The sequence below is a fragment of the Leptolyngbya sp. O-77 genome (genome assembly GCF_001548395.1).
Lineage (GTDB): Bacteria > Cyanobacteriota > Cyanobacteriia > Elainellales > Elainellaceae > Thermoleptolyngbya.
Genome location: NZ_AP017367.1, coordinates 4,755,206 through 4,779,700, shown reverse-complemented (window position 1 = coordinate 4,779,700; position 24,495 = coordinate 4,755,206). Strand labels below are relative to the sequence as shown.

The 24,495-nt window shown below is 54.3% G+C and carries 22 protein-coding genes; 11 read left to right on the top strand and 11 right to left on the bottom strand.

The features are described from left to right. Window positions 1-9 precede the first annotated feature (9 nt). From O77CONTIG1_RS20080 to O77CONTIG1_RS20065, 4 genes are all read right to left on the bottom strand, one after another. Window positions 10-1,086, bottom strand: a complete 1,077-nt coding sequence (locus tag O77CONTIG1_RS20080; protein WP_068514374.1) for a glucose-1-phosphate thymidylyltransferase — start codon at window positions 1,084-1,086, stop codon at window positions 10-12. After that, window positions 1,058-2,047, bottom strand: coding sequence for a dTDP-4-dehydrorhamnose reductase (gene rfbD / locus O77CONTIG1_RS20075; RefSeq protein ID WP_068514371.1), 990 nt, complete (start codon window positions 2,045-2,047; stop codon window positions 1,058-1,060). Before rfbD ends, O77CONTIG1_RS20080 begins: the two co-directional genes overlap by 29 nt. Then, window positions 2,044-2,589, bottom strand: coding sequence for a dTDP-4-dehydrorhamnose 3,5-epimerase (gene rfbC, locus O77CONTIG1_RS20070; RefSeq protein WP_068514368.1), 546 nt, complete (start codon window positions 2,587-2,589; stop codon window positions 2,044-2,046). The genes rfbD and rfbC overlap by 4 nt, the downstream gene beginning before the upstream one ends. 124 nt (window positions 2,590-2,713) lie before the next feature. Further along, window positions 2,714-3,892, bottom strand: a complete 1,179-nt coding sequence (locus tag O77CONTIG1_RS20065) for a glycosyltransferase family 2 protein (RefSeq protein ID WP_197673250.1) — start codon at window positions 3,890-3,892, stop codon at window positions 2,714-2,716. Window positions 3,893-4,580: 688 nt separating this feature from the next. Here O77CONTIG1_RS20065 and O77CONTIG1_RS20060 point away from each other — a divergent pair. After that, on the top strand, window positions 4,581-5,912 hold the full coding sequence (locus O77CONTIG1_RS20060) for a glycosyltransferase (protein ID WP_084782872.1): 1,332 nt from the start codon (window positions 4,581-4,583) through the stop codon (window positions 5,910-5,912). Here the strand turns inward: O77CONTIG1_RS20060 and O77CONTIG1_RS20055 are convergent. The 4 genes from O77CONTIG1_RS20055 to O77CONTIG1_RS20040 form a co-directional block, all read right to left on the bottom strand. Continuing rightward, window positions 5,897-7,039: a Gfo/Idh/MocA family protein gene (locus tag O77CONTIG1_RS20055; RefSeq protein WP_068514363.1), complete on the bottom strand. Its 1,143-nt coding sequence runs from the start codon at window positions 7,037-7,039 to the stop codon at window positions 5,897-5,899. The two genes, O77CONTIG1_RS20060 and O77CONTIG1_RS20055, sit on opposite strands and share 16 nt — an antisense overlap. Before the next feature lie 67 nt (window positions 7,040-7,106). Next, entirely contained in the window at window positions 7,107-8,318 is a 1,212-nt protein-coding gene (locus tag O77CONTIG1_RS20050) for a Gfo/Idh/MocA family protein (RefSeq protein ID WP_084782871.1), read from the bottom strand. A gap of 75 nt (window positions 8,319-8,393) precedes the next feature. Further along, a complete protein-coding gene (locus O77CONTIG1_RS20045; RefSeq protein ID WP_068514360.1) occupies window positions 8,394-10,775 on the bottom strand; it encodes a GumC family protein in 2,382 nt (793 codons plus the stop codon). Window positions 10,776-10,990: 215 nt separating this feature from the next. After that, window positions 10,991-12,010, bottom strand: coding sequence for a polysaccharide biosynthesis/export family protein (locus tag O77CONTIG1_RS20040; protein ID WP_068514357.1), 1,020 nt, complete (start codon window positions 12,008-12,010; stop codon window positions 10,991-10,993). Between the two features lie 943 nt (window positions 12,011-12,953). Here O77CONTIG1_RS20040 and O77CONTIG1_RS20035 point away from each other — a divergent pair. Further along, window positions 12,954-14,291, top strand: coding sequence for an oligosaccharide flippase family protein (locus O77CONTIG1_RS20035; RefSeq protein ID WP_068514354.1), 1,338 nt, complete (start codon window positions 12,954-12,956; stop codon window positions 14,289-14,291). Window positions 14,292-14,646: 355 nt separating this feature from the next. Then, a complete protein-coding gene (locus O77CONTIG1_RS20030) occupies window positions 14,647-15,894 on the top strand; it encodes an O-antigen ligase domain-containing protein (RefSeq protein WP_156435504.1) in 1,248 nt (415 codons plus the stop codon). Here the strand turns inward: O77CONTIG1_RS20030 and O77CONTIG1_RS20025 are convergent. Continuing rightward, window positions 15,853-16,413 (bottom strand): PadR family transcriptional regulator, encoded by a 561-nt coding sequence (locus O77CONTIG1_RS20025; RefSeq protein ID WP_068516853.1) that lies wholly within the window; start codon window positions 16,411-16,413, stop codon window positions 15,853-15,855. The two genes, O77CONTIG1_RS20030 and O77CONTIG1_RS20025, sit on opposite strands and share 42 nt — an antisense overlap. Window positions 16,414-16,796: 383 nt before the next feature. On the opposite strand from O77CONTIG1_RS20025, the gene O77CONTIG1_RS20020 reads away from it, so the two are divergent. The 3 genes from O77CONTIG1_RS20020 to O77CONTIG1_RS20010 all read left to right on the top strand — a co-directional run bounded on the left by O77CONTIG1_RS20020 (window position 16,797) and on the right by O77CONTIG1_RS20010 (window position 19,125). Beyond that, window positions 16,797-17,684: a pirin family protein gene (locus tag O77CONTIG1_RS20020; RefSeq protein WP_068514349.1), complete on the top strand. Its 888-nt coding sequence runs from the start codon at window positions 16,797-16,799 to the stop codon at window positions 17,682-17,684. A 31-nt stretch (window positions 17,685-17,715) separates the two neighbouring features. After that, the gene (locus O77CONTIG1_RS20015; RefSeq protein ID WP_286132426.1) at window positions 17,716-18,090 is read left to right on the top strand and encodes a hypothetical protein; all 375 of its coding nucleotides are present in this window, start codon (window positions 17,716-17,718) and stop codon (window positions 18,088-18,090) included. 159 nt (window positions 18,091-18,249) lie between these two features. Continuing rightward, window positions 18,250-19,125 (top strand): LysR family transcriptional regulator, encoded by an 876-nt coding sequence (locus O77CONTIG1_RS20010; protein ID WP_068516852.1) that lies wholly within the window; start codon window positions 18,250-18,252, stop codon window positions 19,123-19,125. A 65-nt stretch (window positions 19,126-19,190) separates the two neighbouring features. Here O77CONTIG1_RS20010 and O77CONTIG1_RS24905 read toward each other — a convergent pair whose 3' ends face one another. Further along, window positions 19,191-19,568 (bottom strand): hypothetical protein, encoded by a 378-nt coding sequence (locus O77CONTIG1_RS24905; protein WP_156435502.1) that lies wholly within the window; start codon window positions 19,566-19,568, stop codon window positions 19,191-19,193. 199 nt (window positions 19,569-19,767) lie between these two features. Between O77CONTIG1_RS24905 and O77CONTIG1_RS20005 the strand changes: the two genes are divergently transcribed. From O77CONTIG1_RS20005 to O77CONTIG1_RS19985, 5 genes are all read left to right on the top strand, one after another. Further along, window positions 19,768-20,964: a glycosyltransferase family 4 protein gene (locus O77CONTIG1_RS20005; protein ID WP_068514344.1), complete on the top strand. Its 1,197-nt coding sequence runs from the start codon at window positions 19,768-19,770 to the stop codon at window positions 20,962-20,964. A 712-nt stretch (window positions 20,965-21,676) separates the two neighbouring features. Then, on the top strand, window positions 21,677-22,486 hold the full coding sequence (locus O77CONTIG1_RS20000) for an FHA domain-containing protein (protein WP_068514342.1): 810 nt from the start codon (window positions 21,677-21,679) through the stop codon (window positions 22,484-22,486). A gap of 82 nt (window positions 22,487-22,568) precedes the next feature. Further along, window positions 22,569-23,072, top strand: a complete 504-nt coding sequence (locus O77CONTIG1_RS19995; protein WP_068514339.1) for a DNA recombination-mediator protein A — start codon at window positions 22,569-22,571, stop codon at window positions 23,070-23,072. A gap of 26 nt (window positions 23,073-23,098) precedes the next feature. Next, entirely contained in the window at window positions 23,099-23,524 is a 426-nt protein-coding gene (locus tag O77CONTIG1_RS19990; RefSeq protein ID WP_068514336.1) for an MAPEG family protein, read from the top strand. Window positions 23,525-23,598: 74 nt separating this feature from the next. Continuing rightward, window positions 23,599-24,090, top strand: coding sequence for a YajQ family cyclic di-GMP-binding protein (locus O77CONTIG1_RS19985; protein WP_068514333.1), 492 nt, complete (start codon window positions 23,599-23,601; stop codon window positions 24,088-24,090). Window positions 24,091-24,179: 89 nt separating this feature from the next. On the opposite strand, the gene O77CONTIG1_RS19980 is transcribed toward O77CONTIG1_RS19985, so the two are convergent. After that, complete coding sequence (locus O77CONTIG1_RS19980; RefSeq protein WP_068514330.1) at window positions 24,180-24,404, bottom strand: hypothetical protein; 225 nt, start codon at window positions 24,402-24,404, stop codon at window positions 24,180-24,182. Window positions 24,405-24,495: the final 91 nt, after the last annotated feature.

Genomic DNA, 24,495 nt, shown 5'->3' with positions numbered 1-24,495 from the left:
CGTCATGCACTACTGACAAAGCTCGATGTGGCAATCGTCGCCCACCATAAAACGCAAGGCTTTTGGGCGCTGGGGCGCGGCCCTGATCTGCACCCGCTGACCGATCACGCTGTCCACAATGCGCTGATGAATTCCAACAACTGTTGCGCCTTCTAAAATTACGCTGTGTTCCAGATCGGTATCAATCAGTTTGACGCGATCGCCAATGCTGCTGTACGGCCCAATGAAGCAATTTTCCAGATGGCAATTGCGACCAATCACGACGGGGCCGCGAATGGTGCAGTTGATCACCTGAGAATCTGGTGCAATCTGAACGCGACCGCTAATCTTACTCAAATTATCAATGTTGCCTTCTAGCTGGGTGCAAAGGCAGTCATCGAGAATGATCTGATTCGCTTCCAGCAGGTCGTCTTTTTTCCCCGTATCTAGCCACCAGCCCTGGATTTGCAGCGCCTCGACCTGCTTTTGCTGATCGATTAAGAATTGAATTGCGTCGGTAATTTCCATCTCGCCCCTGGCGGAGGGCTGAATGCTGGCGATCGCCTCATGAATCCGTGGCGAGAAGAAGTAAATCCCCACCAGCGCCAGATTAGATGGAGGATGTTTGGGTTTTTCGACCAGCCTCAGCACGCGCCCTTGCTCATCGACCTCAGCGACCCCAAAAGCGCTGGGGTTGGGTACGCTGCACAGCAGGGTCAATGCGTCCAACCCCCTCGCTTGGAAGCATTCCAGAAACAGGCCCAGTTCTCCCTGCACTAGGTTGTCTCCCAGGTACAGGACAAACGGTGAATCTTCTAGAAAGGGCTGCGCTACCTTGACTGCGTGGGCTAGTCCGGCGGGCTGCTCTTGGAGAATGTAGGTAATGCGAACCCCAAAGCGGCTACCGTCGCCTGTCTTCGCCTTCACCTCTGCACCCGTTTCTGGGCTGATGACGATGCCGATGTCGGTGATGCCCGCAGCGGCGATCGCCTCAATCCCGTACCAGAGGATGGGCTTATTAGCCACGGGCACTAGCTGTTTTGCACCCGTGTAAGTGAGCGGACGCAGGCGCGTTCCCTTACCGCCGGAGAGAATAAGAGCTTTCATAGGAGTGGGTATAAAGTTCAGCCAGCATCTTCTTCAACGACTGCCGCCAGTGGGGTGGATAGCCCCCCAGCACCGCAGCAGTTTTCTTGAGCGACAAGACCGAATAAGCAGGACGCTGAGCAGGCGTGGGATATTCCGCCGTGGAAATCGGCACCACCCGTTGCACCTGAAGCGGAAACCCAAGCTGACGCGCAATTTCAAAAATGGCCACCGAAAAGTCGTACCAGCTTGCAACGCCGCTATTCGTATAGTGGTAGGTTCCCCAGAGCGATTCCTGGGAACTGCCATTGATAGGGGAACTGCTCTGCACCAGCAACCCATTCGGCAAGCCCTGATGCACCCGATCCGAAGTCGCACCAGAGCGCGATATCAAAATGGCGATCGCCTGTGCCAAATCTGCTGCCCACGTGGGCGCTCCCACCTGATCCGCCACTACGCGAATCTCTGGGCGATCGCCCCCCAGCCGCAGCATGGTTTTTACAAAATTGCTCTTGCTCCAGGTGCCGTAAACCCAGGCGGTGCGGAGAATAATGTGGCGATCGCAAGCTTGCCGAATGCCAATTTCGCCTGCCAGTTTGGAGCGTCCATAGGCGCTGATCGGCGCGGTTAGGGCATTTTCTAGATAAGGCGTGTGGGCCTGCCCGTCAAACACATAGTCTGTCGAGATGTGAACGAAAGATGCACCAATGCGGTTTGCAATCTCTGCTAGCGTCGTCGGGGCTTCCGAGTTGATAGCATGGGCGAGTTCTGGTTCGCGTTCCGCCTGGTCAACTGCGGTGTAAGCAGCCGCGTTCACAATTACGTCCGGTTTACATGCATACACTGCTTGATAGATCTGATCCGATTGAGTGAGATCTAAACAGCTTCGATCGAGGCGAGTGAGCGTTCCCAAACACGGTAACTTTCGCTGCAATTCTCGTCCAAGCTGCCCTGCCGCACCGATGAGTAAAATCGAGGTCATGCGTATACCTCCGCAGTCCTCAGAGTTTGCCCTGCCCTATCCTTTGCAGATAAGATTGGCAGCGTCTGGAGCGTCCAGGCGATCGCCAAATCGGGATCATCCCAGCGAATGCACCGCTCGTGCTGCGGCGCGTAATAGTCCGTCGTTTTATACAGCACCTCTGCCGTTTCCGACAGCACCGCAAAACCGTGGGCAAAACCAGGCGGAACCCAAATCTGGCGGCGGTTTTCAGCACTTAGCTCCCAACCCACCCACTGTGCGAAGGTGGGCGATTGTCGGCGCAAATCGACCGCAACGTCAAAGATGGCACCCTGGATGACCCGTACCAGCTTCCCTTGGGGTTGCTGAATCTGATAGTGCAGCCCGCGCAGCACGTTCTGCATTGAGCGAGAATGGTTGTCCTGGACAAACTGTGCGTCCACACCTGTCTTATCTCTAAAAACCTGCTGATTAAAACTTTCGTAAAAGAAGCCCCGGCTGTCGCCAAATAGACGAGGCTCAAGAATTAAAACATCTGAAATTTCAGCCTGCGTAATTTGCATAGTGCTGCGCCCTGCTTGCCTGTCGATAAGTGTCGTGACCGGCCCACTCTTTCTAGGTAAAGGTTGTAGATAAAAAACTCTGACACAGCATTTACGATTAACGCTTGCTTGAAACGCTGTGCTGCTAATCTTCAGCAGTACGAAGCGTCTCGCGGTCAGTGCGAATCCATTTGGTTTGCGGACGGAACAGAAATGTGACGTAGAGCGGAACCTTCCAGAGAATGTAAAACGGAACAGCAAGGATCGCGCTCAGGGGCACGAGCGATCGCCCGAATCGATACCACCCCAACAGCACAGCGGCTAATAAAAACGCGCCCGCTAGTGCCGAAATCACTAGAGGTAAGATCGTTCCGCCCACTGCAAAACCCGCTATGGCAACCAAAACCGACACTGTCCAAAGCAGCACCAGCAGCGCCAGCGGCGGAACGGCCAGATCCAGTGCCAGCATCAAGAGACCGATCCGCTGCTGATGAATCGCTGCCTGCAACAGGCGGGGTACCTGCGTTTTCAAAGTTTGCAAATGACCATGCTCCCATCGTGTCCGCTGCTGCTTGGCAGAGGTGCGCTGAGACGGCAGACAGCCCCCAATTTCCGCGTCTGCACACAAGAGGGGGGCAGAACCTGCGATCGCCAAGTCAACCGACATCTGCATATCCTCAACCAAGTTTCCGCTAGACAGCGACACCTGGCGAATCACTGACCACGGAAAGGCCATACCTGTACCCGTCAGCCAGCAAGGAAGTCCAAGCTGCGCCATTCCTGCGGGACGAACCAGATTCTTAAACAAAAAGGCCAAAGCAGAAATCAGATCTCGTTGACTTGGAGCCTCAGGAGCCTGCATCAAATAGACTGCCTGAACGGGACGATTTTCCTGGAACGCCAACTGAGCAATTCGCTGAATGCTACCCGAACGTGCTACGCAATCTGCATCTACAAGAACGACGACCTCTGGACGCACAGCTTCGAGATGCCTCAGACCATAGTCCAGCGCATAGCCTTTGCCAAGCCGAGCCGGGTCTTGGCGCTCGATCACGTTCACTCCAAAGGAACGAGCGATCGCCGCTGTCTGATCCGTGCAGTTATCTGCTACGACTAAGACCTGCTCAGGAGAATCAACCTCGCGGATGAGGTGATGCAAGCAGTCTGAAATGCCAAGCTCCTCGTTGTGAGCAGGCATAAGCACCATAAACCGGAACGAGCGATCGCCCGCTTCCACATCGCTTCGTATACCAGACCACGAATCCTCTTCTGAACACAAACGAGGCAGTCTGCCTGACGACTTCTGCGAAATCCGTAACGCCATTACACACTCAGTGAGTAGAACGGCGCAAGGAATCAGAATGACTCCAGACAGCAGAAGCAAGACCCAATCAGTGATGACCATAACTGCAACCCCGGAGCAACAGAGGAGCTTCAGTGAATACACTTAGCTCTGCTCGAATTTATTCTTTAGGCAACACCTGATTTTCGCAATATCTATACCTCAGATTCACGTAAACTTCATATTCAAGAATTGACAACTATGACGTGGGCGATCGCCTCTTTCCAAGACGGATCGGGCTAAAGTCCCATGAATTCAAGCGTCTTTTGGGCTAGAAATGTTTCCGTGAATACACTGAGGACACTGCTGCATGGCTTTGTTCTAGATCATCAGCTTTACAGTTTCTACGTTTCAAGTTCATGTAAACTTCATAATTCTAAAAAGCTCCGTGCCAGGCCAAATCCCAACCCCCCGTCTTTATCTCGCTCTGAACTGTTCATATGAAACATAATTTTGAAACACACAGAACTTGCACAGTCGGCTACCTTCCCACCTTAGTGTTGTCCGGGACATAAATGCAGTGCTGCGATATGTCACAATCCTGTGAACTTCATTTTTCTCTGAGTGCATCGCTGCTACAGCATTTTCTTGCGGGGTGAGGCACATGCTGCCCTCACGAGGCAAGAGCTTATTGACCATCCGTGTGCCTTACTAGCTTCAAAAACGCTGTATGAAGATTGCTTACCTGATGAATCAGCATCCCTACGCAAGCTGCACATTCATCCGTCGAGAAATTCTGGAACTGGAAACGCAGGGAATTGAGATAACCCGTTTCTCGATTCGCAAGCCAGAACTGGCGCTGACTGACGCAGCGGATCAGCAAGAGTTTCAAAAAACACGGTTTATTCTAGGCTCTAAATTTGATCTGCTGCTGAATGTGGTTCGCGGGGTGATGAGCCGCCCTCAACGGTTTCTCGCTGCGCTGCGACTAGCGCTCAAAACGGGCTGGAAATCGGATAGGGGGCTGCTGGTAAACCTAGTTTACTTAGCTGAGGCCTGTGGATTGCTGCGCGGCTGCATGGAAATGGGCATCGACCACGTACACGCGCACTTTGGCACGAATGCAGCCGCAGTGGCGATGCTGTGTCATGCGCTGGGCGGGCCGTCCTATAGCTTCACGGTTCACGGCCCCCACGAGTTTGACAAGCCAGAGGCGATCGCCCTTTCCGAAAAAATTCGCCACGCTGCCTTTGTCGTCGCCATTAGTTCCTTTACCGAAAGTCAGCTTTTCCGCTGGTGCGACTATCCGCAGTGGTCAAAGATTCACATCGTCCACTGCGGCGTAGATGACTTATTCTTATCGCAGCCGTCTGTACCGCTGCCGCAGGAGGCCCGCTTTGTCTGCGTGGGGCGACTGGGGGAGCAAAAGGGCCACCTGCTGCTGGTGGAAGCGGTGAGCCAGCTTGCAGCAGAGGGATTAAGGTTTAAGGTCGTCCTAGTGGGTGATGGGCCGCTGCGGGCGCAGATTGAACAGCGTATCAATGTTCTGAACCTGCACGACTATCTGGAAATCACGGGCTGGGCGACCAATGCGGAAGTGCAGCAGCAGATTTTGGCGGCGCAGGTGATGGTGCTGCCCAGCTTTGCCGAGGGGCTGCCCGTAGTGCTGATGGAGTCGCTGGCGCTAGGGCGACCCGTGCTGAGTACCTATATTGCCGGGATTCCTGAACTGGTGGAGCCGGGAGTCTGCGGCTGGCTGGTGCCCTCGGGTTCCGTAACGGCGCTGGCGGCGGCGATGCGCCAGGTCTTGAAGACACCGCTGGCAGATTTGGAGCGCATGGGACAGGCTGGCGCAGCGCGAGTGGCTCAGTCCCACAGTGCCAGTGTAGAAGCGGCAAGGCTGGCGGCGTTATTCCAGCGCTACGTGACGCATCCAGGAATTGCAGACATGGCAGACTCTATACAGGAACGGGACTCTAAGGAACGGGACTCAGGCGCGATCGCCCTTCCTGGCAATCTCGAAAAAGTTCCTAGTCAGATCTCAAGTCAGATCTCGTCTTGAGGATACACCAGACCCCACTGGCGACGCATCTCGTCCATTGTTTTTTGAATAGCCAGCGTCTCGTCTAGCGGCATAATCCTGCTCTCGATCTCGCCGCTGCGAAGACAACGCATCACCTCGGCGGCTTCATAGCCGTAGCCATTCCCCGCGTATGGCTCCAGGATGGTTTTGGTTGGCTGGCGGAGTCGCTTGAGGAACGGATCGCCGAATTGCAGATAGAGGCGTTGCAGAAGGGAATTGTCTTGAACAGCGGATGTTATGGTTTGCTTCAGGCTGGAGGGACGATTCCCGCCTGAGGCTTGGCTTGAGCCATTGCCCGCTGCCGCAAACGTCGCCACCGAAAGCTGATGCGGCTTATAAAACGGCGCATGGATGCGAATTTGTCCGCGAGTGCCTGTAATCACAGCTTCGTTGCTGGCGTAGGTTCGCAGATTTGCCGACAGCATCGCCAATTGCCCGCCCGCATATTTCAGTAAATAGCTGGACTGTTCATCAACGCCCGTGGTGGCGATCGCCGCCTGACTGACCACGCTCTCCGGTTCCCCCAGCAAGAAGTACGCCAGCGACAGTGGATACACGCCCCGATCCAGTAGCGCCCCGCCCCCCAGTTCCCGGTTAAACAAGCGGCTCGACGGGTCAAATGCAGCCGGATAGCCAAACTCCGCCGTCAGCGTACACACTTCGCCGATCGCCCCGCTTTGAACCATCTGCCGGACTCGCTGCACCAGCGGCAAGAAGCGCATCCACATTGCCTCCATGCAAAAGAGGTGCTGCTTGCGGGCAAACTCAATCACCTCGCCAGCTTCCCGCGCATTCAGCGCAAAGGGCTTTTCGCACAACACAGGCTTGCCCGCTCCCAGACACAGCAGGCAGTCGTCGCGGTGGCGGCTGTTGGGCGTGCCGATGTACACCACATCCACCTCAGCATCCTGAACCAGTTCCCCATAGCTGCCGTAGGCTTTGGCTACGCCAAACTCTCGGGCAAACTGCTGGGCGCTGGATAGGGTACGCGAGGCGATCGCCACCAGTTGCGCCCCCGGCAGCGGCCGCAGTCCCTCAGCAAACGCCCTAGAAATATAGCCCGTTCCCAAAATGCCCCAGCGAATGGTGCGTGATGGTGTTTGCATCTCAGAAATTTAGTGCGAGAAATTAAGTGCGACTTGAGTGCGACTTGAGTGCGACTTGAGTGCGAATCTAGTGCGGGACTTTGGATGTTAAAGCTGCGACCTTAGCCGTGGACATTGGCTCCAATTCTGGCTGTTCCCTTGTCTCTCCCCCCTCACTGGCCCAGGGCATCGGCGCGATTGGCTCAAAGGTTGTGGTGAGTCGATAGGTTCGGCTGGTTTCCCTTGCGTTTTGAATCGCCAGCACGATTTCATTGTTGTGGAGCGAAAAGCGGGGCGACAGGCGACAGGGCCGACCTTCGGCGATCGCCGCTGCCATTTCCGCCACGCCACGAGCAAAGTCCATCTGCTGAGAACCCTTGTAGTTAAACCGTTTGCCCCCTTTTCTCAGCAGCGGATAGCGCTGTTTGATCGGACTCATAAAGGCTTTGCGGCGCAGGGTCACCATCCGCTGGATATATACCGGGTCTTCGTAATACCAGCAGTCGTGAATGCCCAACACGCCGTCGTCGCCAATGATTCGTAGCCCGTGGTCATGCGGGGCCACAATGCCGCAGGTGAGCCGCGCCACCACGCCAGAGGCAAACTTGATGCAGGCAACGGAAAAATCGGGCGCATTCACCGCCAGAGGCACGTCCGTTTCCTTGTCAGGAATCAGGCAGGAGGAAAACGCCGTCACCGACTCTGCTGGGCCAAAAAATGCCGTCAGCCAGGTCACGTAATAGCCCGCATGTTCCAGCGTGCAGCCCACTTCAAATTCGTCCTTATAGGGCCAGGGCACGCCCGATTCGCTGACCCATTTTGGGTAGGGCATTTTGTGAACCAGCCCGTCGTCCATTTCGGCATAGACTAGGCGCACTTTGCCGATGCGATTTTCCCGCAGCGCCCGCCACACCGTCTGCGCCGTTTCGCCCAGCACGCTACACGGCGCTGAAGCAATGAGCAGTCCGCGATCTTCAGCCAGTTCAACCAGTTCGGTTGCGTCTGCCATGTCCATCGCCAGCGGTTTTTCAGAATAGACGTGTTTGCCAGCGGCCAGGCAATCTCTGGAAACCTGGTAATGGCTGCGGGGATTGGTGAGGTTGAGGACAATATCTACGTTGGGATCTTGCAACAGATCGTCGAACGTGTCATACCGAGGGACGGAATGGTATGCGGAAAAGCGCTCAGCGCGTTCTGGAACGCGATCCATCACGCCCATCAGCTTGAGTTCTGGATGCCGCTGCAAGGTTTTGAGATAGTAGTCTGCAACGAATCCACAACCGACAATTGCAATCCGCATTACACTCTCCACCGCTAAAGATTTAAGTTGAGTCACGTTCGATACAAGGGAAAAACCAGCTTTCTTGAACCGTGTCTAGCTTCTGGAATGATGAGAACCATTACCGCCGCTGGAATTACCAGAACTGCCATTCAGCAGGGCGCGGGCGGGTTCCTCCACCATGCGGGCCTGTCGCCGCAGCGGTCGCGGATGGGTGTTGTAGTAGCCCAGAGAGGCGATCGCCCTGGGGTTGGGATGATTGGCAACCACACCCAGACTCGGTAGGCGATGGACGCTCAGGGATTGCAGGGCTTGCATAACGTGCGATTTCTTAGCCTGACAAACGCTCACCACCATCAGAATGCCGTCGGTATTTGCGGAGATGAACTCCGCATCCGTCAGCCCCAACAGGTGGGGTGCGTCGTAGATCACCAGGTCGTAGGTCTGATGCAGCCGGAACATGACGGTCTGCATGTGTTCTGATGCCAGCAGTCGGACGGCTTCTAGCGAGGGTTGCCCAGCGGTCAGCGCAAACAGATTACGGACGCTGGTGGGTTGGATCAAGTCATCAGGCTGCACCTCACGCAGCAGCACATCGCTCAAGCCCGTCTCGTTCTCCAGCCGCAGCCGTCGATGCAAGTCGGCATGGCGGAGATTGCTGTCTACCAGCAGCACCCGCTTGCCCATGCTGGCAACGACCTGGGCCAGGTGCAGGGCAATCGTGGTTTTGCCCTCGCTGGGCGAGGCAGAGCAAACGGTGATCGAGCGAATTGGCGCACCGTCCGACATAAAGCAGAGGTTGGCATAGAGCGAACTGAAGGCTTCCTTAAACAGAGAAGAATCGAGGCGATCGCCCATCGTTTGTGGCTGGGCTTCTGCTTGCAGATGAGAAGCGCTGGCATCGTAAGGCACGACACCGATCACGGGCAAGTCGATCGCGTCCTGGATATCTTCGGTTCTAAAGAAAATATTGCGGAACTGGTCGAGTAAGATAGCCGCCAGCAGCCCCAGCAAAATCGAAGCGCCGATGGCTCCCAATAGTTCTCGGTTGCTCTTGGCAAAGGGAATCGGGCGACCCTGCCCGTCTTTCGGCAGCGTCGGGGGCGACACCAGTTCCCACGGCACCTCCGTCTGGGCCGATTCAATCTGAAAGTTTTCGCGCTGGGTGAGCAGTTGATCCAGGCTGCGGTTGGAAATCTCAAGCTGCCGCAGGATTTCGCTATAGCGCCGCGAGACAGCAGGAAATTCCTGAAACCGATTCCGCACCTGAGCCTGGATGCCCGAAATTTCGGCGCTGCGGGCTTGTAATACGCGAATCTGGTTGATCGCCGCTACCATTTCCTCAATCAGCTTTAGCCGCACCGAGTTTTGAAACGCCTGCACACGAGGACTGCCCGTTCCTTGCCCCAGAGTTTGCCCCAAGATGCGCTGTGCTTCCTGCCCCATCAGGCTCGAAAGATTGCGCTGCTTTGCCCGCAAATCCAGCATAATCGGGCTTTCTTCGCTAAATTGCGCTGATTGAGTGGCAATCTCAGCTTCTAGCTGCTGCATCTGCTCTTGCAGCTTCAGATAGCCCGGTTCTTCGCTGAGCGCAGACGCGGCGATCGCCTCCTCTGGGGTCAGGTTCAACTGTTGCCGCAGCGAGTTATACAGCGTTACCTGTTCCCGCAGCAGTTTGCGTGTTTCCCGCTCCTCTGCGGTAATCTGACTCACCTCTTCCGAGAGCAACGTGCCCTGTTCTTTGGGGTCTACCAGGTTATATTCCTCTTGCAGCGATTGCAGCTCATCTTGCAGCGTATTGACCCGCTGCTGCAATTCGGGCAGCCGATCTTCGACAAATTTAATGCCCTCGCTGTAGCGGGTCTTGCGGTCTTCCAGGCTGTATTGCAAATAGCGATTCGACGTTTCCCGCAGCACCGTCGCCACCAGTTCGGGGTCGGAGTGGACATAGCTGACGCGAAGAATTTTGGTCATATCCGTATTCGTCTGCCCTTTCCGCTCCACCGTCAGCCCCCGCTGGAGCATCCCCACGTTGAAGTCTGGATAAGACTTTTTCACTTCCTGCACAATCGACTCCAGCATTCCGGGGCTTTGCAGCACAGCAATCTGGCTAGGATAATCCAGCCCGCCAAAGGAATGCTCGGTCGGCACGTTATTGCCCGTTCGCGTCACCGCCAGTGGATCGACCACCCGCGCCTGTGTATTCAGCGGCTCCACCAAAAGCTGGAACTCGCCCAAGTAGGTGGGGGGCGTGGTGGCATATCGTAAGGCAGCCAGACTGCTGACCAATCCCACAATGCTCGCCGTTAGCCAGAAATTTCGGAAGATGCTGCGCCGATACGTACCAATGTTCAGCCCTTTTCGCATCAGGCGGGCAAACTCATCGGCATCGCTAGCAGAATTTTGGCTGAGCAACTGGCTGATCAACTGGTTGCTACTCTCCAGGCGGAGCGGCTCGTGACGATTTTCTGGGTTCATACCTGACTCAACTGGCAATTGGAGGAGTTACAGAAGACTGGCACAAAACACGGATGAAAATATGAATAAAAATATGAACAGTTTGATGAACGTTATCAATGCAACATGAATGCAACTCAAAGAATAGGAACGGGCGATCGCCCATACTCTCATTCACACTCACTCACACACGCTCACTCACAGTGTTAGGAACGCTACCGAAACCTCTACGAAGATCAGTTCCCGCCAAAAATTCGGAGGATGCTAAACACCCCCACAAACGGATTAATCGGCCCCAATAGCGTATTCAAAAAGTCTCCGGTTCGCGCCAGCCCAGAGCGACCCACCACCACAATGTCGTTGTTTCTCAGGGCCGGATTGGTGGCTTCGTTGACCTCGGCGGAGAGATCTACCTGAATTTCTCGACGGACGGCTGAACCGTCTGGATTGATGCGGATTAACTGCACTTCGCTGGTGCGGGCGCGAGTCAGGTCAAACCCGCCCGCCGCCAGAATCGCCTGATTGAGCGACGTGTTGGACTGTAGCGCCAGCGTTCCGGGAGACTTCACCTCACCGACGACGTTAATTCTGACCGTTTCGGGCGAAAAGTTTGCGGCGGCCAACTGGACGGCTTCGCGAGGATCGAGGGCGCTGACTGTCGGCACGATCAGCGTGTCGCCATCTCGCAGGGGAATGTCCTGATCCAGTTCGCCTGCCTGCAAAAATGCCCACAGGTCTACCCGAATCACCTCCTGACGATTTCCTAACTGCGGCCGGCGAATCTCGATGTTGCGGATATCGGCTAATTGAGTGATGCCGCCTGCGGCCTGGATGGCCTGCGTCACGGTGCGAATGGGAGCGGCTGCCCCGTCGCCCTCGATTGTGCCGCCCGCCGATTGCCCAGTGGTGTACGCGCCGGGACGATTCACCTCGCCCACCACGCCGATGCGAACCGGGCGCGGGCTGACCAAGCTGACGGTAATCGACGGTCGGTGGATATAGCGGCGATAGCGCTGCACCAGGGTTTCTGAAGCCTGTTCGGTCGTCAATCCCTGCAAAACCACCTTTCCGACCCAGGGCAAGGTCAGGGAACCGTCGGACAACAGGGTATACGTTTTGCCGCTGAGATCGGCAACGCCAAAAACATCAACCCGCACCTGATCGCCCGCTCCCAGTGTGTATTCGGTGCTGGCTGCTTCTGCCGGAATCGCTGCCGCCGCACGAGAGGGAACCCCTCCGCTAGGTTCGTAGGGCATAGGTTCAGGTAAGGTCTGGGCGGTGGATGGCAGCGCAAGGGCGATCGCCCCCATCCAGCAACCCAGTCCTAGCCCTGCCAGCCCAAGACCTGCGTTCCAAACACGCCCTAAAAAATTTCTGGATTCCCCTCCAGACTCATTCCTAACCCCAATAGCAAAGTCCCCACTTCGGGAGTAAATGCGTTCCTGATAATCCGACATAAGGCACGCTCCTTGCGACTGATGCCCTGTCATTAACCTGGCTTTAATAAGTTCTGTGAATCGAAGCAAACAGATAATACCAAACCTGTTCCGGGGCAAACGGTATCATTACGCCTAATCCCGTAAATTTTGGGCGATTGCCCAAAAACAGATCCGCTCGGCAACAGCGATGAAATCCAGAACTGGCAAGGACTACGGGTTTCCTCAGAAAAGGTATCCAGAATTTTATGAAGTTTTGATGAAGGGCCGTGAAATTACTGACAAGCCCCCAGCTTCACCGATATAAGTTAGCTATACAAAAAGAAACAACTGAGAAACCATTGGCAGATTGGCGTAGTTTCCAGGCCAGTCCGTCACAGGTTCACTAGGGGTTCACCGACAAGTCTGTTTGAGGCGTGATTTTCGAGCTTTTTAGCAGTTCTGAGTGTTGACCAGCGATTTTTTGTTTTGGTTTTGGCATCGAATCGGAGGATTTTGTCATGCAGGGCGATCGCCCTTCGATTCTTAGTTTGGAGAGCCAATCTTCTAAAGGTGCTTCTAGAGGTGCCTTCAGGATGCCCGTTAAGACTAGGTTCAGATGATTTCAAAATCCATCCTCAAACAGGTAACTGTATCGCAGCGAACTAGAAACATCCAACAGAATGCGACAACACTAAATGCGACAACACTAATGGATAAGTTGGATGAGTTCGGATGAGCAAGTCGGATGAGCAAGTTTGTTTAAGCAGGGTCATGGCATCTAATGGCATCTATTAAGCAGTTGGCGATTCGTGGGACGGCTTGGGTTGTCCTGACTTATGGCATTTCCCTGGCGCTGCGAATTGGCAGCAATCTAGTTCTGACCCGCCTCCTGAACCCCGAAATGTTCGGCAAAGTCAGCTTGGTCTGGGTGTTTTTGGGGGCGCTAGTTTTGTTTTCGGACTTGGGAGTTGCTCCTAGCATTATTCAAAGCAAGCGTGGCGATGACCCTGATTTTCTAAACACCGCCTGGACAATTCAGGTGATTCGAGGATTCATTTTGTGGGCAGGCAGCCTGCTGATTGCCTGGCCGGTTGCCAGTTTCTATGACCAGCCCGAACTGGTATTGCTGCTGCCGTTTATGGGGCTTTTTCTGGTCATTGATGGATTCAACCCGACCAAACGAATCACGCTCAATCGCCAACTCTCGATGCGACATGTTTCCACCCTAGAAATCGGCGCTCAGGTCGTTTCGGGTGTCATTTTGATTATCTGGGCCTGGCTGAGTCCGTCGATTTGGGCGATCGCCTCTGCGGGGGTTATTTCTGCGGTTGTTACGCTGATCCTGAACATTTGGAGCATTCCTGGCCCTCTGAATAAATTTGCCTGGGACAAGTCAGCCGTTCGAGAGATCTTGAACTTTGGCAAATGGATCTTTGCCTCCAGCGCAATGCATTTTCTGGCGACCCAGACCGACCGATTGGTGCTCGGAAAACTCATTACCCTCTCGATGTTTGGGATTTACAATCTTGCCCTGGGAATCGCAATTTTACCCTCTACGCTGATCGAAAAGGTCGGCGGCACGATAATCTTTCCTTCCCTGGCCAAGCTGATTCATCTAGAGCGACACGAACTGCGAGCCAAGATTCTCAGAAACCGGGGTTTGGTATTAGCAGCAATTGGAATATTACTGGCTCTGCTAATTAGTACAGGAGACATTATTATCTCCATTATGTATGACGAGCGCTATAGTCAGGCAGGATGGATGCTGTCAATTCTCTCATTGGGGATCTGGCCCCTGGCGCTAACTAATACGGTGGGTCCTGTTCTACTGGCGCTGGGGCAATCTCAATATTCAGCATTTGGCAAGTTCTTGAGTTTTCTATTTCTAATTCTAGGAATTCCCCTAGGCGCACACCTGGCAGGGGATTTTGGAGCCGTAGTTGCGGTTCCCATCAGCAACGTACCTATCTATGTAGCAAACCTCTATGGACTTTGGAAAGAGCACCTGCTTTGTGTCAGTCAAGACCTCCGGCTAACGCTCTTTTTTCTGGCAATTTTGTCTCTGTTCTTGACAGGTCGAGTTTTCTTTGGAGTCAATCTACCAGCGATTAATGCCTAACTTGACACTTGGCTTAATGTCTAACTTCACCACAGCGTTTCTGACGCTAGTGAGGTCGCGGATGGTCAATAATCCTTGGACTCGTTAGGGCAGCGCTTGCCTCACCCTGAAAGAAATGCCGTATTGCGAAGGCGTGAATTTCTAGAAATGTTTCAGGCTTCATCAGCAGATTAATGCCAGATTAACGTCGATGATTATTCCTCCTGCACCTGCACTGCTTGCATGGGTTCCAATCGTAATTAATTTGTTTCGACAATTGTCGATTCAATGGGCGATTGTTGTGAGCTTTGTAACTGGATTTCTCTATCTGTCTCAGTTTGAATTTGAGCTTCCGCTTCTGATTCCAGGAACTCGAATGGCATTCACGACCTATGCAGTTTTCTTGGGAATCATCCTATTTAATGCGGAAGCAAAGCGCCTGTTTTCCTTTCGCCTAAGCTGGTTCGACTTGCCAATGATCGTGTGGTGGATCTGTCCATTCATTTCGTCTATCTCGAATGATCTGGGTATTTTTGATGGACTAAAGGAACTGGGCGCTCAAACCATAAACTGGGTCTTGCCCTATCTGTTGGGCAGAATTTATCTCCGTGATTTAGAAGGATTGAGAAAGCTGTGCCTGGGCATTGTTGTGGGGACGCTAAGCTATATTCCACTTTGCTGGATTGAGATGCGTCTCAGCCCAATCTTGCACCAGACCATTTATGGATTTGATGGCTCAGGGGGCCGGATTGGTCAAAACGTGATTGAAGGCGTTGGCTATCGACCGATTGTGTTTCAGGCGCACGGGCTGGTTGTGGGGGCTTGGTTTATGTCTGCCGCTGTCATTTCAGTATGGCTTTGGAAAAGCGGCACAATTAATCGTCTGTTTGGGCTTCCCTTTAAGTGGCTGGCGATCGCCATTGTAGTGCAGTCTTTCTTGACGCGATCGCTGGCAGCGACGGTGTTTTTCTGTGTCGGCGTGTTCATCTTTTTTATCAGCAAATATTTAAGAAACTTTTTACCCCTTTTAGCAATTTCGTTCTGTATTTTGATTTATTTGCACAACGGCATCTCAGGTTCCCTGGCAAAAGATGAAATTACCGCAGCCGTTAGCGGCGTTACTTCTGAAAGCAAGACGGAATCTCTACAATTTCGGCTCAATTCTGAAGATGTTCTGGTAGACAAAGCCAATCAACGAATGTGGTTTGGCTGGGGGGGGTATGGGCGAAATCGCGTGATTGATCACAGGGGCTATGAGTATATCACCGATAGTTTGTGGATTATCGTGTATGGCACTCGTGGACTAGTAGGCTTGGCGAGCCTTACGCTCGTCTTTTTGCTGCCCAGTCTGGTGCTGATCTTTTACTTTCCCACGGGTGCTTGGCATCATCGCAGGCTTGCGCCCGTGGCGGCCCTATCCGTTGTCCTCGCGCTCAATATGGCAGACGCGCTGCTGAATGCCTTTCCCCATCCGCTACTGACGATTTCAGCCGGGGGCATTTTGGGCTTGTTTGCCGACCACACCGAGTCCAAAACGCTGGGCATTTCGCTAAAAGCAATCGAAAGTCCCGTTCCCACAAGCTCAGCGATCGCCCCCCTCTCCCAACGCAGCAGCACGAAATAGGGCGATCGCCTCTTCTAGCCAGCCCAGATAGGCTTGCTCTCTGCGACATACCAAATCCAACACAAGCCGCCGAAGCTTTTGCTCTCGCGTAGCGCTGGGGTCATCGAGCGGCGGCACTTCTACTTGCTGACAAGTGGCCAGCCTTGCTCGATGCTCGGCCAACCCTGCGTTCAATAGCTGCAAAATTGCCGCATCGGGCAACTGCGCCGCAAAATAAAGCTGTATCAGCAGCGGCTCTCGCACTACGGGTAGCGGTTGGTGCGTTTGCAGCCATCGAGTTAGCTCTGCGGCTCCGGCTTCTGTGATGCAGTAGACCTTTCGGTTTGGGCGATCGCGCTGAATTTCCACCGTGCAGTCAATCCAGCCCTGCGCCTGGAGCTTGTCCAGCGTGCGATAAATCTGCGCCTGATCTGCGGGCCACAAATGGGCAATACACTGATCAAAACACTCCGTTTTCAGGTCATAGCCCGTTTGCTGTTGCTGCTGAAGCAGCCCAAGAATTGCATGAGACAGAGACATGGGCAAAACTGGGGAATCCGATCGATTCTCGATTTTGGATTTGCGATTTTGGATTTGTGCTTTTGGATTTGCGCTTTTGGATTGCCAGTCCGGCGTTTGTGGGGCTTCCAGCAATTTCATTCGTGGCCCCGCTCAGGAGCATGGATCTCAGAGGCAGACATCATAAATGGGCGGTTGATGTAAGAGCCTCATTCATATGTTAATATAAGACTAGTCACATATGGGATGAATCTACTAGGATAAATCAGGCAGGCTGCTCTGGACAGTGAATTGCTCAAAAAGAGTCAGTCAATCCAGAAGGCAGCCAGAAACGAATCAGCCGAGACTTATCCGCTTTATTCCCAAACGGCCTAAGCATCATTTCAAGATTTAGGAGGAATCGCATGGCCGGGCAATCGCTACGAACGGTCGCCGGAGTCATCAATAGTGTTGAAACCCTTGAAGGAGCTGGGTTTCTCGTTCGTCGCCCCTTCCCAAAAAGCAGCTTTTCAGAGTTTGATCCGTTTCTGCTGCTGGATGAGTTGGGCCCGGTTGACTTGGCTCCAGGGCAGGCAAAGGGGGCACCCGACCATCCCCATCGAGGATTTGAAACTGTTACCTATATCCTGGATGGTTGCCTAGAGCATAAGGATTCGGTTGGAAATGCCGGAGTGCTTCAGCCAGGAGACGTGCAGTGGATGACGGCGGGCGCAGGCGTTGTACATTCCGAAATGCCAGAGGCGACCTTTACCCAAACCGGCGGGCGGCTGCATGGCATTCAGCTTTGGGTGAATCTGCCCAGCCAAGATAAAATGATGCCGCCTCGCTATCAGGAAATCCCGGCTTCGCGCATTCCAAGCGCACAATCTGAGGATGGCTTGGTGACTGTTCGAGTTATCGCTGGCGAGGCGCTGGGCGAAACAGCCGTGATTGAAACTCGAATGCCAATGGTTTATCTCCACTACACGCTCCAGCCCGGTGCAAGCATTCTTCAGCCCATGCCGCAGGAATACAACACGTTTGCCTATGTGCTGGACGGCGTTGGGCTATTTGGAGCCGATCGGGAACGGGGCGAAGATGGACAGATGATTATCTTTGCACCAGACGGCGAAACCGTGGCGATCGCCAATCCTGAGGATGCACTGACCCCGCTAGACCTGCTGCTCATCGGCGGTGTGCCGCTGAAGGAGCCAGTCATTCGCTATGGCCCGTTTGTAATGAATACCGAAGTCGAAATCATGCAGGCGATCGCCGATTATCAAGCTGGAAGGATGGGACGAATTTATGTCTAATACGCTGCAACAGCGAATCAATCAACATCAAATGATCAGTAGCCTTCGAGTTTATCTCATGCGGCTGCACAAACAACTGCTGGAATCCGAGCGCATCCGCTACGAACAGGTGCGTGGCACGGTGTCCAAGGGCGAACTGCTGCAACTGGTGATTCATCACGAGCAGTTTGAATGGCTGCATCGCCTGTCGGAGTTAATCGTGCAGGTGGATGATTTGCTCCATGCCGACAAGCCGATCACAGCCGATGCGATCGCCCTGCTGATGGCCGATGTCCGCACGCTGCTCACGCCCGACCCAATGGGCGATCGCTTTTCAAGCAAGTACAGCGCCGCGCTGCAAACCCATCCAGAAGTTGTGATGGCTCATGCAGATGTCGTATCGCTTCTATCTGCACATGCTGCCTGACGCTGCGTTTGGTCACCACTCGCCAAGACTGAGCGCCCCAAAACTGTCGCCCAAGATTCGCCACGCCTCCTGTCTTCCCTTCTACAATGGCTGGCGACATCTGTTGAAATAGGGCAAGTGAAATAGGGCAAGTTGCTAGACGCAAACAACCAAAACCAGATGAAATTATCCCAGCTCCGCATTCTCGTTGCCGTGGCGGAGCAGGGTAGTTTTAGCGAGGCAGCGCTGCACCTGGAAATGTCGCAGTCTGCTGTCAGTCATGCGATCGCCGCTTTAGAAAACTTCTTGGGTGTTGTGTTGTTTAGCCGGGGGCGACATGGGGCACGGCTCACGCCAGTGGGCGAAGCGATACTTGTTCATGCCCGCGAAATTGTGGTGCGGGCGGATGCGATCGCCCAGGCAGCGGAAGATGCCAGAGGCTTGAAACGAGGACAGGTGCGGGTTGCGTCTTTTCGCAGCGTTGCCACCAACCTGCTGCCGTCTGTGATTGCCCAATTTCACCAGCAGCACCCCAGCATTACCATCAGCCTGTCGGAACATGACAACTATCCCCACGTCGAGCAGTCCCTCCGCGAAGGGCAGTCCGATGTGGGGTTTACGTTTATGCCCACGACTGAAGAGTTTGAAGTCTGGCGAGTCTTTCAGGATGAATTTATTGCGCTGCTGCCGTCTTCGTTTCAGCCTGCGGGTCCACAGCTAACCTGGGCAGAACTGTTGCAGCACCCACTGATTATGCCGCCCAGAGATTACCTCATGATGCGCCCTGTTTACGACCATGCCAAAACCTTGGGGCATTCGCTCAAGGCTGACTATGAGGTGGAAACTGATGCCACGATTGTCAGCCTTGTGGCAGAAGGGTTGGGCGCTGCGATCTTGCCGCGACTTGCTGCGGAACCTATTCCTGCTGGCGTGAAAACCTACAGCCTGCCTACGCCCCTAGAGCGATTGATCGGAGTCGTGACGCTGGCAAATGCCTTGCTGCCGCCCAGTGTCTATGCGTTTTTGGACGTGCTGAAGAAACAGTATCAGTCTTGATAACCGTCTGAACGTCACGAGACACCCGGTCGTTAGCAGGGTTTTGGCATCTCTACCGCCAGCGCTCAAGGCGTTAGGGAAGTGGGTATTTGGGAATATCGCGCTTCCAGCCAGACTCGCAAATCCGCTTCCGAAACACAATTCACTGACTTTCCGGTTTTTGGATCATAGGCATTCCACAAAACATCCCCATGCCCATCCTGCGATCGCCACACACGCGGCTCATCCGATACATCCAGAGCGGCGATCGCCCTTTCCCACAGTTCGTTCAGCCTTGTATTCCAGTTGCGTTTGGGGGTTGCCGTCCGATGAAAGATGCGCTCCAGAGTTTCAACATGGTGTCGATTTTGGTGCCAGTTCAGACGCGATTGGGATTCGGACTGAAATCGTTGCTGAGGGTTTGCCGAGAATTTTGATTGCCCGTGCCCTAATTGCCATTTCATAAGTATCTACCTCCTTTTTGATAGCTCCAGTCTAGAAAACAGTATCTTAAGATACAAAAAGTAGGCTCCATAGCTTCCATGAATAGGTTTGATAGAGTCTCTCAAGGGCTAGAAACTGGATGAATGGGCTGAGGGATGGTGATAGGCTCGGTTCAGCCAGATATTGAAAACACGCCCCAGGCTTAAGACGGGTGAATGCATGGACGACGCAACCAGCGCGAATAGAGTGGCTCAACCTGCCAACGCCAGTCTCTTGCTGTTGGGGACGGGCTGGTTTCCCCAAACGCCAGGGGGCATGGAGCGATATGTCTATGAGTTGGCAACTCAGCTCGCCAGGGGCGATCGCCTGGAGTTGGGCGGGGTCGGTCTGCCCGACGGCTTAGAACGCGGCTCTCTTCGTTTGACGAATTTGTCTGAACCCGATCGCCCGTTGCCCCAACGGCTCTGGGAGGTGCGTCGTCGGTTTGCCCAGCGCACCAGGCAAGCCGATTTTCGGGACATCGACGCAATCAACCTCCACTTTGCTCTCTATAGCTTGCCGCTGCTCGACCTGCTGCCGCCGGATGTGCCCGTCACTTTTACCTTTCACGGGCCCTGGGCGCTCGAAAGCCGCCAGGAGGGCGCCAGCAAGCTGAGCGTCGCGCTAAAGCAATGGGTCGAGCAGCGGGTTTTTGCCCAGTGCGATCGCTTCTTGGTCTTGAGCAAAGCCTTTGGCGCGATCCTGCACGAGTCCTACGGCATTCCCTGGAGCCAGATCCACGTCGTTCCTGGCGGGGTAGACACGCACCACTTTGCCCCTACACGGTCGCGTTTCGAGGCCCGTGCGGCGTTGGGCTGGCCGGGCGATCGCCCCATTTTGTTCACGACTCGCAGGCTGGTGCAGCGGATGGGGCTAGACCATCTGCTGCAAGCGCTGGTCTGGGTGAAAGCTGCTGTACCAGAAGTATGGCTGGCGATCGCGGGCAAGGGCCCCCTCCGCCAAGCCCTAGAGCAGCAGGCAGCCGAACTGGGCCTGCAACACCACGTCCAGTTTCTCGGCTTTTTGCCGGAAGCAGACTTGCCCCTCGCCTATCAGGCGGCCGACCTGACCGTGATGCCCAGCCTCAGCCTGGAAGGATTCGGCCTGGTGCTGCTAGAGTCGCTTGCGGCTGGAACGCCCGCCCTCTGCACACCCGTCGGCGGAATGCCAGAAATTCTCATGCCTTTTTGCCCAGACCTAGTGACAGACTCGACCGAACCAGTGGCGATCGCCCAGCGGCTGATTGCGCTCCTGACGGGAGAATGCCCCCTGCCCGGTCGTGATCTCTGCCGTCAATATGCCGTTGACCAGTTTAACTGGCAGAGGATTGCACGACAGGTGCGGCAGGTCTTGCTACAGCCCCAGAAAATCCGGTAGAAGGTCTACCCGTCCTGTAGTATTTTTTGTCTAAGGAAACCCGATGAGGAATGACCGAGCAGCCAGGGAGGGCGATCGCCTCCGTTTCGGCAAAGTCACCTAAGTAATATAGAACACAATACGGATCTCGCAGAGGCCCCCATGAGCAGGTTCCACCCCAGAGGCGGCCAGGAGTTTCGTAGTTTGGAACAGGATTCTCTAGCTATTTCTTCATTGCCGCTGCTCTCCGTAAAGACTCGAAAGTTTAAAGCGACGACTGTAACGCTAGGTGATGTTTATTCGGAGCGCTTTCTGGGAAAACTTGGAGAAATCCTAAAATTTTCGGGGAGCTTTATAGACTCAACCGTGGTCGTGCGGTTACTCCAGCTTGAAAGTCCATTTAGGCTAGAAGGTGGATACGCGCACGGGTCGGTTTCTTCAGTCAATTGGGGATGACACCTAAGGTTGCTCCTGTGTTGATCCTGGGGCATCGCTCCAGTCTTGGGGGCACAATGACAGAGTGTGCGGGTCGCCCGCTCACCACAATCCCCTTTCGGCGAGGCTCCTCCGCTTCTTAATCGCTAAAGCTGAATCGATGGATGAAGCCAGACCCGGCAAACTATCGCAAGCAATAGGCATATAAGTCTCAACTTTAGAGCGATGGCTTCGCATCTACTCGCTTGCGACTGGTTTCCGGTTAGATCGCCCAAACCCTCTGTTTCGTCAGTTGTTTATGATTAACCTCAACCCCCTGGCCGCCTTTCCTGCCGACTCGCTGGAAACTTCTCCTGATCACGCTTTGCAGCAGCGTTTGGGGCTTTATCGCGTTTTTCTGAAGCTCTACGAGCATAACCGCGAACTGCTCGATGAGATTCTTAATCTGGAAAACTCGGGTTGCAAGTCGCTAGCGGGCGTGGCGCTGCCCTATGTCCAGGGACTCGTGCTGGGCGATCGCGTCCACCTTGTCACCAATCTGCTGAAGGGCGCAACCCAGTCGCTGTCTCAGCCCCAAAACATTTGGACGATTGGGCGCGACTCTCGGCGCGTGGTGCTGCCTATTCAAGACAAGCGCCTCTCCCGTTGCCATGCCGCCATCGTGTATGACGAAGGGGGATTTCGCCTCGTTGATCTCAACAGCAGCAACGGTTCCTACCTCAACGGCGAACTGATCCGCCATTCCGTGCGCCTCAAAGATGGCGATCGCATTCGATTAGGCAGCCTTACCTTCTCGTTTTTTGTCTGCAATACGGCTCAGGTGTTGCCGCCTGTTTCTGAAGAACTGCTGTCGCAGGTGCGGGCGTTGTCGGCTGCGTCTGAACCCAAGCGGGCGATCGCCCATCCCACGGCCCCCAGCGCCAGCCAGCCCTCCCCGCTTCCCGCCTCCTCCATACAGCCTGCATTCTCGTCGCCCCTGACAAAGAATTGGGAAGAATCTGTGTCCGAAAGCGACTCAGAGACTTGTCTGCAAAGCCCGGAGGATGCGCTCCCTGCTCAGGTCAACCCGCTAGAAGACACGCTCATGTTTATGCGGTCTTCCCACTAGAACGAGTCGCGCATCGGACAAGTCGCGCCAGAGTTACTGACACCTGATAGAATAGCTCCGTTGTTCAGCCTGTGTGTGATCGTTGAGCCAGTCGATCGACCTACCCAAAATTGATGACTTTCTCCAGGAGCTAGCCACGATCCAGCAGACTGGGTCGAAACGCATCGCCCTGTTGGGGTCGCGCCATGTTCCTATTACGCATCAGCATCTGATCGAAATGATGAGCTATGCGCTGGTGCTAGCGGGCAATCGCCTGCTGACCTCTGGCGCAACCGGAACCAATTCTGCGGCAATTCGGGGGGCCATGCGGGCCGACCCCAATTTGCTCACGGTGATCTTGCCGCAGAGTCTAGCCCGCCAGCCTCGCGAGTCGCGAGAGCAGCTAGAGCAAGTCATGCATCTGGTGGAAAATCCTGCCAATGACTCGCTCTCTCTCGCAGAAGCCAGTGCCCTGTGCAATCAGGAAATTATTTCCCGCTGTCAGCAGTTGATCTGCTTTGCGTTTCACGATAGCAACACGCTTCTGAAGACCTGTCGCGATGCAGAGGATCAGCGCAAGCTCGTGACGTTGTTTTATTTTGACTAGTTTTTTGCAGCCAGAGGGAAAGCGGCATGATTGCAAGTTTGGAGCAGCTTCCTAGCCCTACGGTTCTGCTGTATGCCATTGTGGCGGCGGCGATTCTGGTCTATGTCCCGTTTGGGGCAGTGGCGCTGGGTCGGGTGCAGGTAGGCTACGATATGGCGGCCCCCCGTGCCCTGTTTGACAAGCTGCCCCCCTATGCACAGCGGGCGACCTGGGCCCATCAAAACTCGTTCGAGTCGTTCACGATCTTTTCGGCGGCTGCCCTGATGGCCTACGTCACGCAGCAGAGCGGCGGCTGGGTTAACTTGGCGGCGATCGCCTACGTCGCGGCACGGTTATTTTATTCCATCTTCTATATTCAGAATATCCCCCTTGGGCGATCGCTCATGTTTGGCATCGGCAGCGCCAGCATCGCGACCCTGTTTTTCCTCAGCCTGATGAGTTTGAAAGCCTGAACACGCCTTTCAGAAAATCGCTAGGCGGAAACTTTAAACCAGCTTACAGCCCGTTTGCAATCCATGATCTAGCTATGGCTTCAGCATTCTCCTTTGACATTGTGAGCGACTTCGATCGGCAAGAATTGGTAAACGCAATCGACCAAACCATGCGCGAGGTGCAAAGTCGCTACGACCTGAAAGATACCAACACCACGCTGGAGCTAGGCGAGTCGGCAATCACGGTTAACACCGACAGCGAGTTCACCCTGCAAGCGGTTCACACCATCCTGCAAACCAAAGCCGCCAAGCGAAACCTCTCGCTTAAAATTTTTGACTATGGCAAGATCGAATCTGCCAGCGGCAACCGAGTCCGTCAGGAAATTAAGCTGCAAAAGGGCATCAGTGCCGAATTGGGCAAGCAAATTTCTAAGCTGATTCGAGATGAATTTAAAAAAGTGCAGGCCTCCATTCAAGGGGACGCGGTGCGGGTTTCTGCAAAGTCTAAGGATGAGTTGCAGGCAGTGATTCAGCGGCTCAAGCAGGAAGACTATCCCGCTGCCCTCCAGTTCACGAACTATCGCTAGACTCTGGGTATTGGATCGTTTAGATGCGCCATCGGCCGATTTACGATCAACCCGAGTACTTCTCACGCAATTCCAGAAGCGACTGTAGGCTAATCCACAACTCGCAGGCGACCCGCTCGCAGTGCGTCGAACAGCAGATTGATCTGAGTTTGCTCCTTCTCCCCCAAAGATGACTTAGACAAAAAGAGCGCCATGAATCGCTCCTGGTCTGCCCGCGTAATGCGTCGGGCTGCCAGAATATCACGAATAAGCTGGTCAATTGGCGTTTCCGAAGGAGGGGTCTGGGACCCTGGTAGATGAATGGGCGCTTGCATACACTTAATGATCAATGCATATTCTTATACCCATCATCCTCTGCGTAGCCTTCAGCGTAAACCGTGAATTCTGGCAATTTAATAGGGTTTT

What these genes read in the sequence shown, in the direction of transcription:
- O77CONTIG1_RS20080 (WP_068514374.1), bottom strand. Translation starts at nt 1,086, where the DNA reads ATGAAAGCTCTTATTCTCTCCGGCGGTAAGGGAACGCGCCTGCGTCCG.
- rfbD (WP_068514371.1), bottom strand. Translation starts at nt 2,047, where the DNA reads ATGACCTCGATTTTACTCATCGGTGCGGCAGGGCAGCTTGGACGAGAA.
- rfbC (WP_068514368.1), bottom strand. Translation starts at nt 2,589, where the DNA reads ATGCAAATTACGCAGGCTGAAATTTCAGATGTTTTAATTCTTGAGCCT.
- O77CONTIG1_RS20065 (WP_197673250.1), bottom strand. Translation starts at nt 3,892, where the DNA reads ATGGCGTTACGGATTTCGCAGAAGTCGTCAGGCAGACTGCCTCGTTTG.
- O77CONTIG1_RS20060 (WP_084782872.1), top strand. Translation starts at nt 4,581, where the DNA reads ATGAAGATTGCTTACCTGATGAATCAGCATCCCTACGCAAGCTGCACA.
- O77CONTIG1_RS20055 (WP_068514363.1), bottom strand. Translation starts at nt 7,039, where the DNA reads ATGCAAACACCATCACGCACCATTCGCTGGGGCATTTTGGGAACGGGC.
- O77CONTIG1_RS20050 (WP_084782871.1), bottom strand. Translation starts at nt 8,318, where the DNA reads ATGCGGATTGCAATTGTCGGTTGTGGATTCGTTGCAGACTACTATCTC.
- O77CONTIG1_RS20045 (WP_068514360.1), bottom strand. Translation starts at nt 10,775, where the DNA reads ATGAACCCAGAAAATCGTCACGAGCCGCTCCGCCTGGAGAGTAGCAAC.
- O77CONTIG1_RS20040 (WP_068514357.1), bottom strand. Translation starts at nt 12,010, where the DNA reads ATGCCCTACGAACCTAGCGGAGGGGTTCCCTCTCGTGCGGCGGCAGCG.
- O77CONTIG1_RS20035 (WP_068514354.1), top strand. Translation starts at nt 12,954, where the DNA reads ATGGCATCTATTAAGCAGTTGGCGATTCGTGGGACGGCTTGGGTTGTC.
- O77CONTIG1_RS20030 (WP_156435504.1), top strand. Translation starts at nt 14,647, where the DNA reads ATGGCATTCACGACCTATGCAGTTTTCTTGGGAATCATCCTATTTAAT.
- O77CONTIG1_RS20025 (WP_068516853.1), bottom strand. Translation starts at nt 16,413, where the DNA reads ATGTCTCTGTCTCATGCAATTCTTGGGCTGCTTCAGCAGCAACAGCAA.
- O77CONTIG1_RS20020 (WP_068514349.1), top strand. Translation starts at nt 16,797, where the DNA reads ATGGCCGGGCAATCGCTACGAACGGTCGCCGGAGTCATCAATAGTGTT.
- O77CONTIG1_RS20015 (WP_286132426.1), top strand. Translation starts at nt 17,716, where the DNA reads ATGATCAGTAGCCTTCGAGTTTATCTCATGCGGCTGCACAAACAACTG.
- O77CONTIG1_RS20010 (WP_068516852.1), top strand. Translation starts at nt 18,250, where the DNA reads ATGAAATTATCCCAGCTCCGCATTCTCGTTGCCGTGGCGGAGCAGGGT.
- O77CONTIG1_RS24905 (WP_156435502.1), bottom strand. Translation starts at nt 19,568, where the DNA reads ATGAAATGGCAATTAGGGCACGGGCAATCAAAATTCTCGGCAAACCCT.
- O77CONTIG1_RS20005 (WP_068514344.1), top strand. Translation starts at nt 19,768, where the DNA reads ATGGACGACGCAACCAGCGCGAATAGAGTGGCTCAACCTGCCAACGCC.
- O77CONTIG1_RS20000 (WP_068514342.1), top strand. Translation starts at nt 21,677, where the DNA reads ATGATTAACCTCAACCCCCTGGCCGCCTTTCCTGCCGACTCGCTGGAA.
- O77CONTIG1_RS19990 (WP_068514336.1), top strand. Translation starts at nt 23,099, where the DNA reads ATGATTGCAAGTTTGGAGCAGCTTCCTAGCCCTACGGTTCTGCTGTAT.
- O77CONTIG1_RS19985 (WP_068514333.1), top strand. Translation starts at nt 23,599, where the DNA reads ATGGCTTCAGCATTCTCCTTTGACATTGTGAGCGACTTCGATCGGCAA.
- O77CONTIG1_RS19980 (WP_068514330.1), bottom strand. Translation starts at nt 24,404, where the DNA reads ATGCAAGCGCCCATTCATCTACCAGGGTCCCAGACCCCTCCTTCGGAA.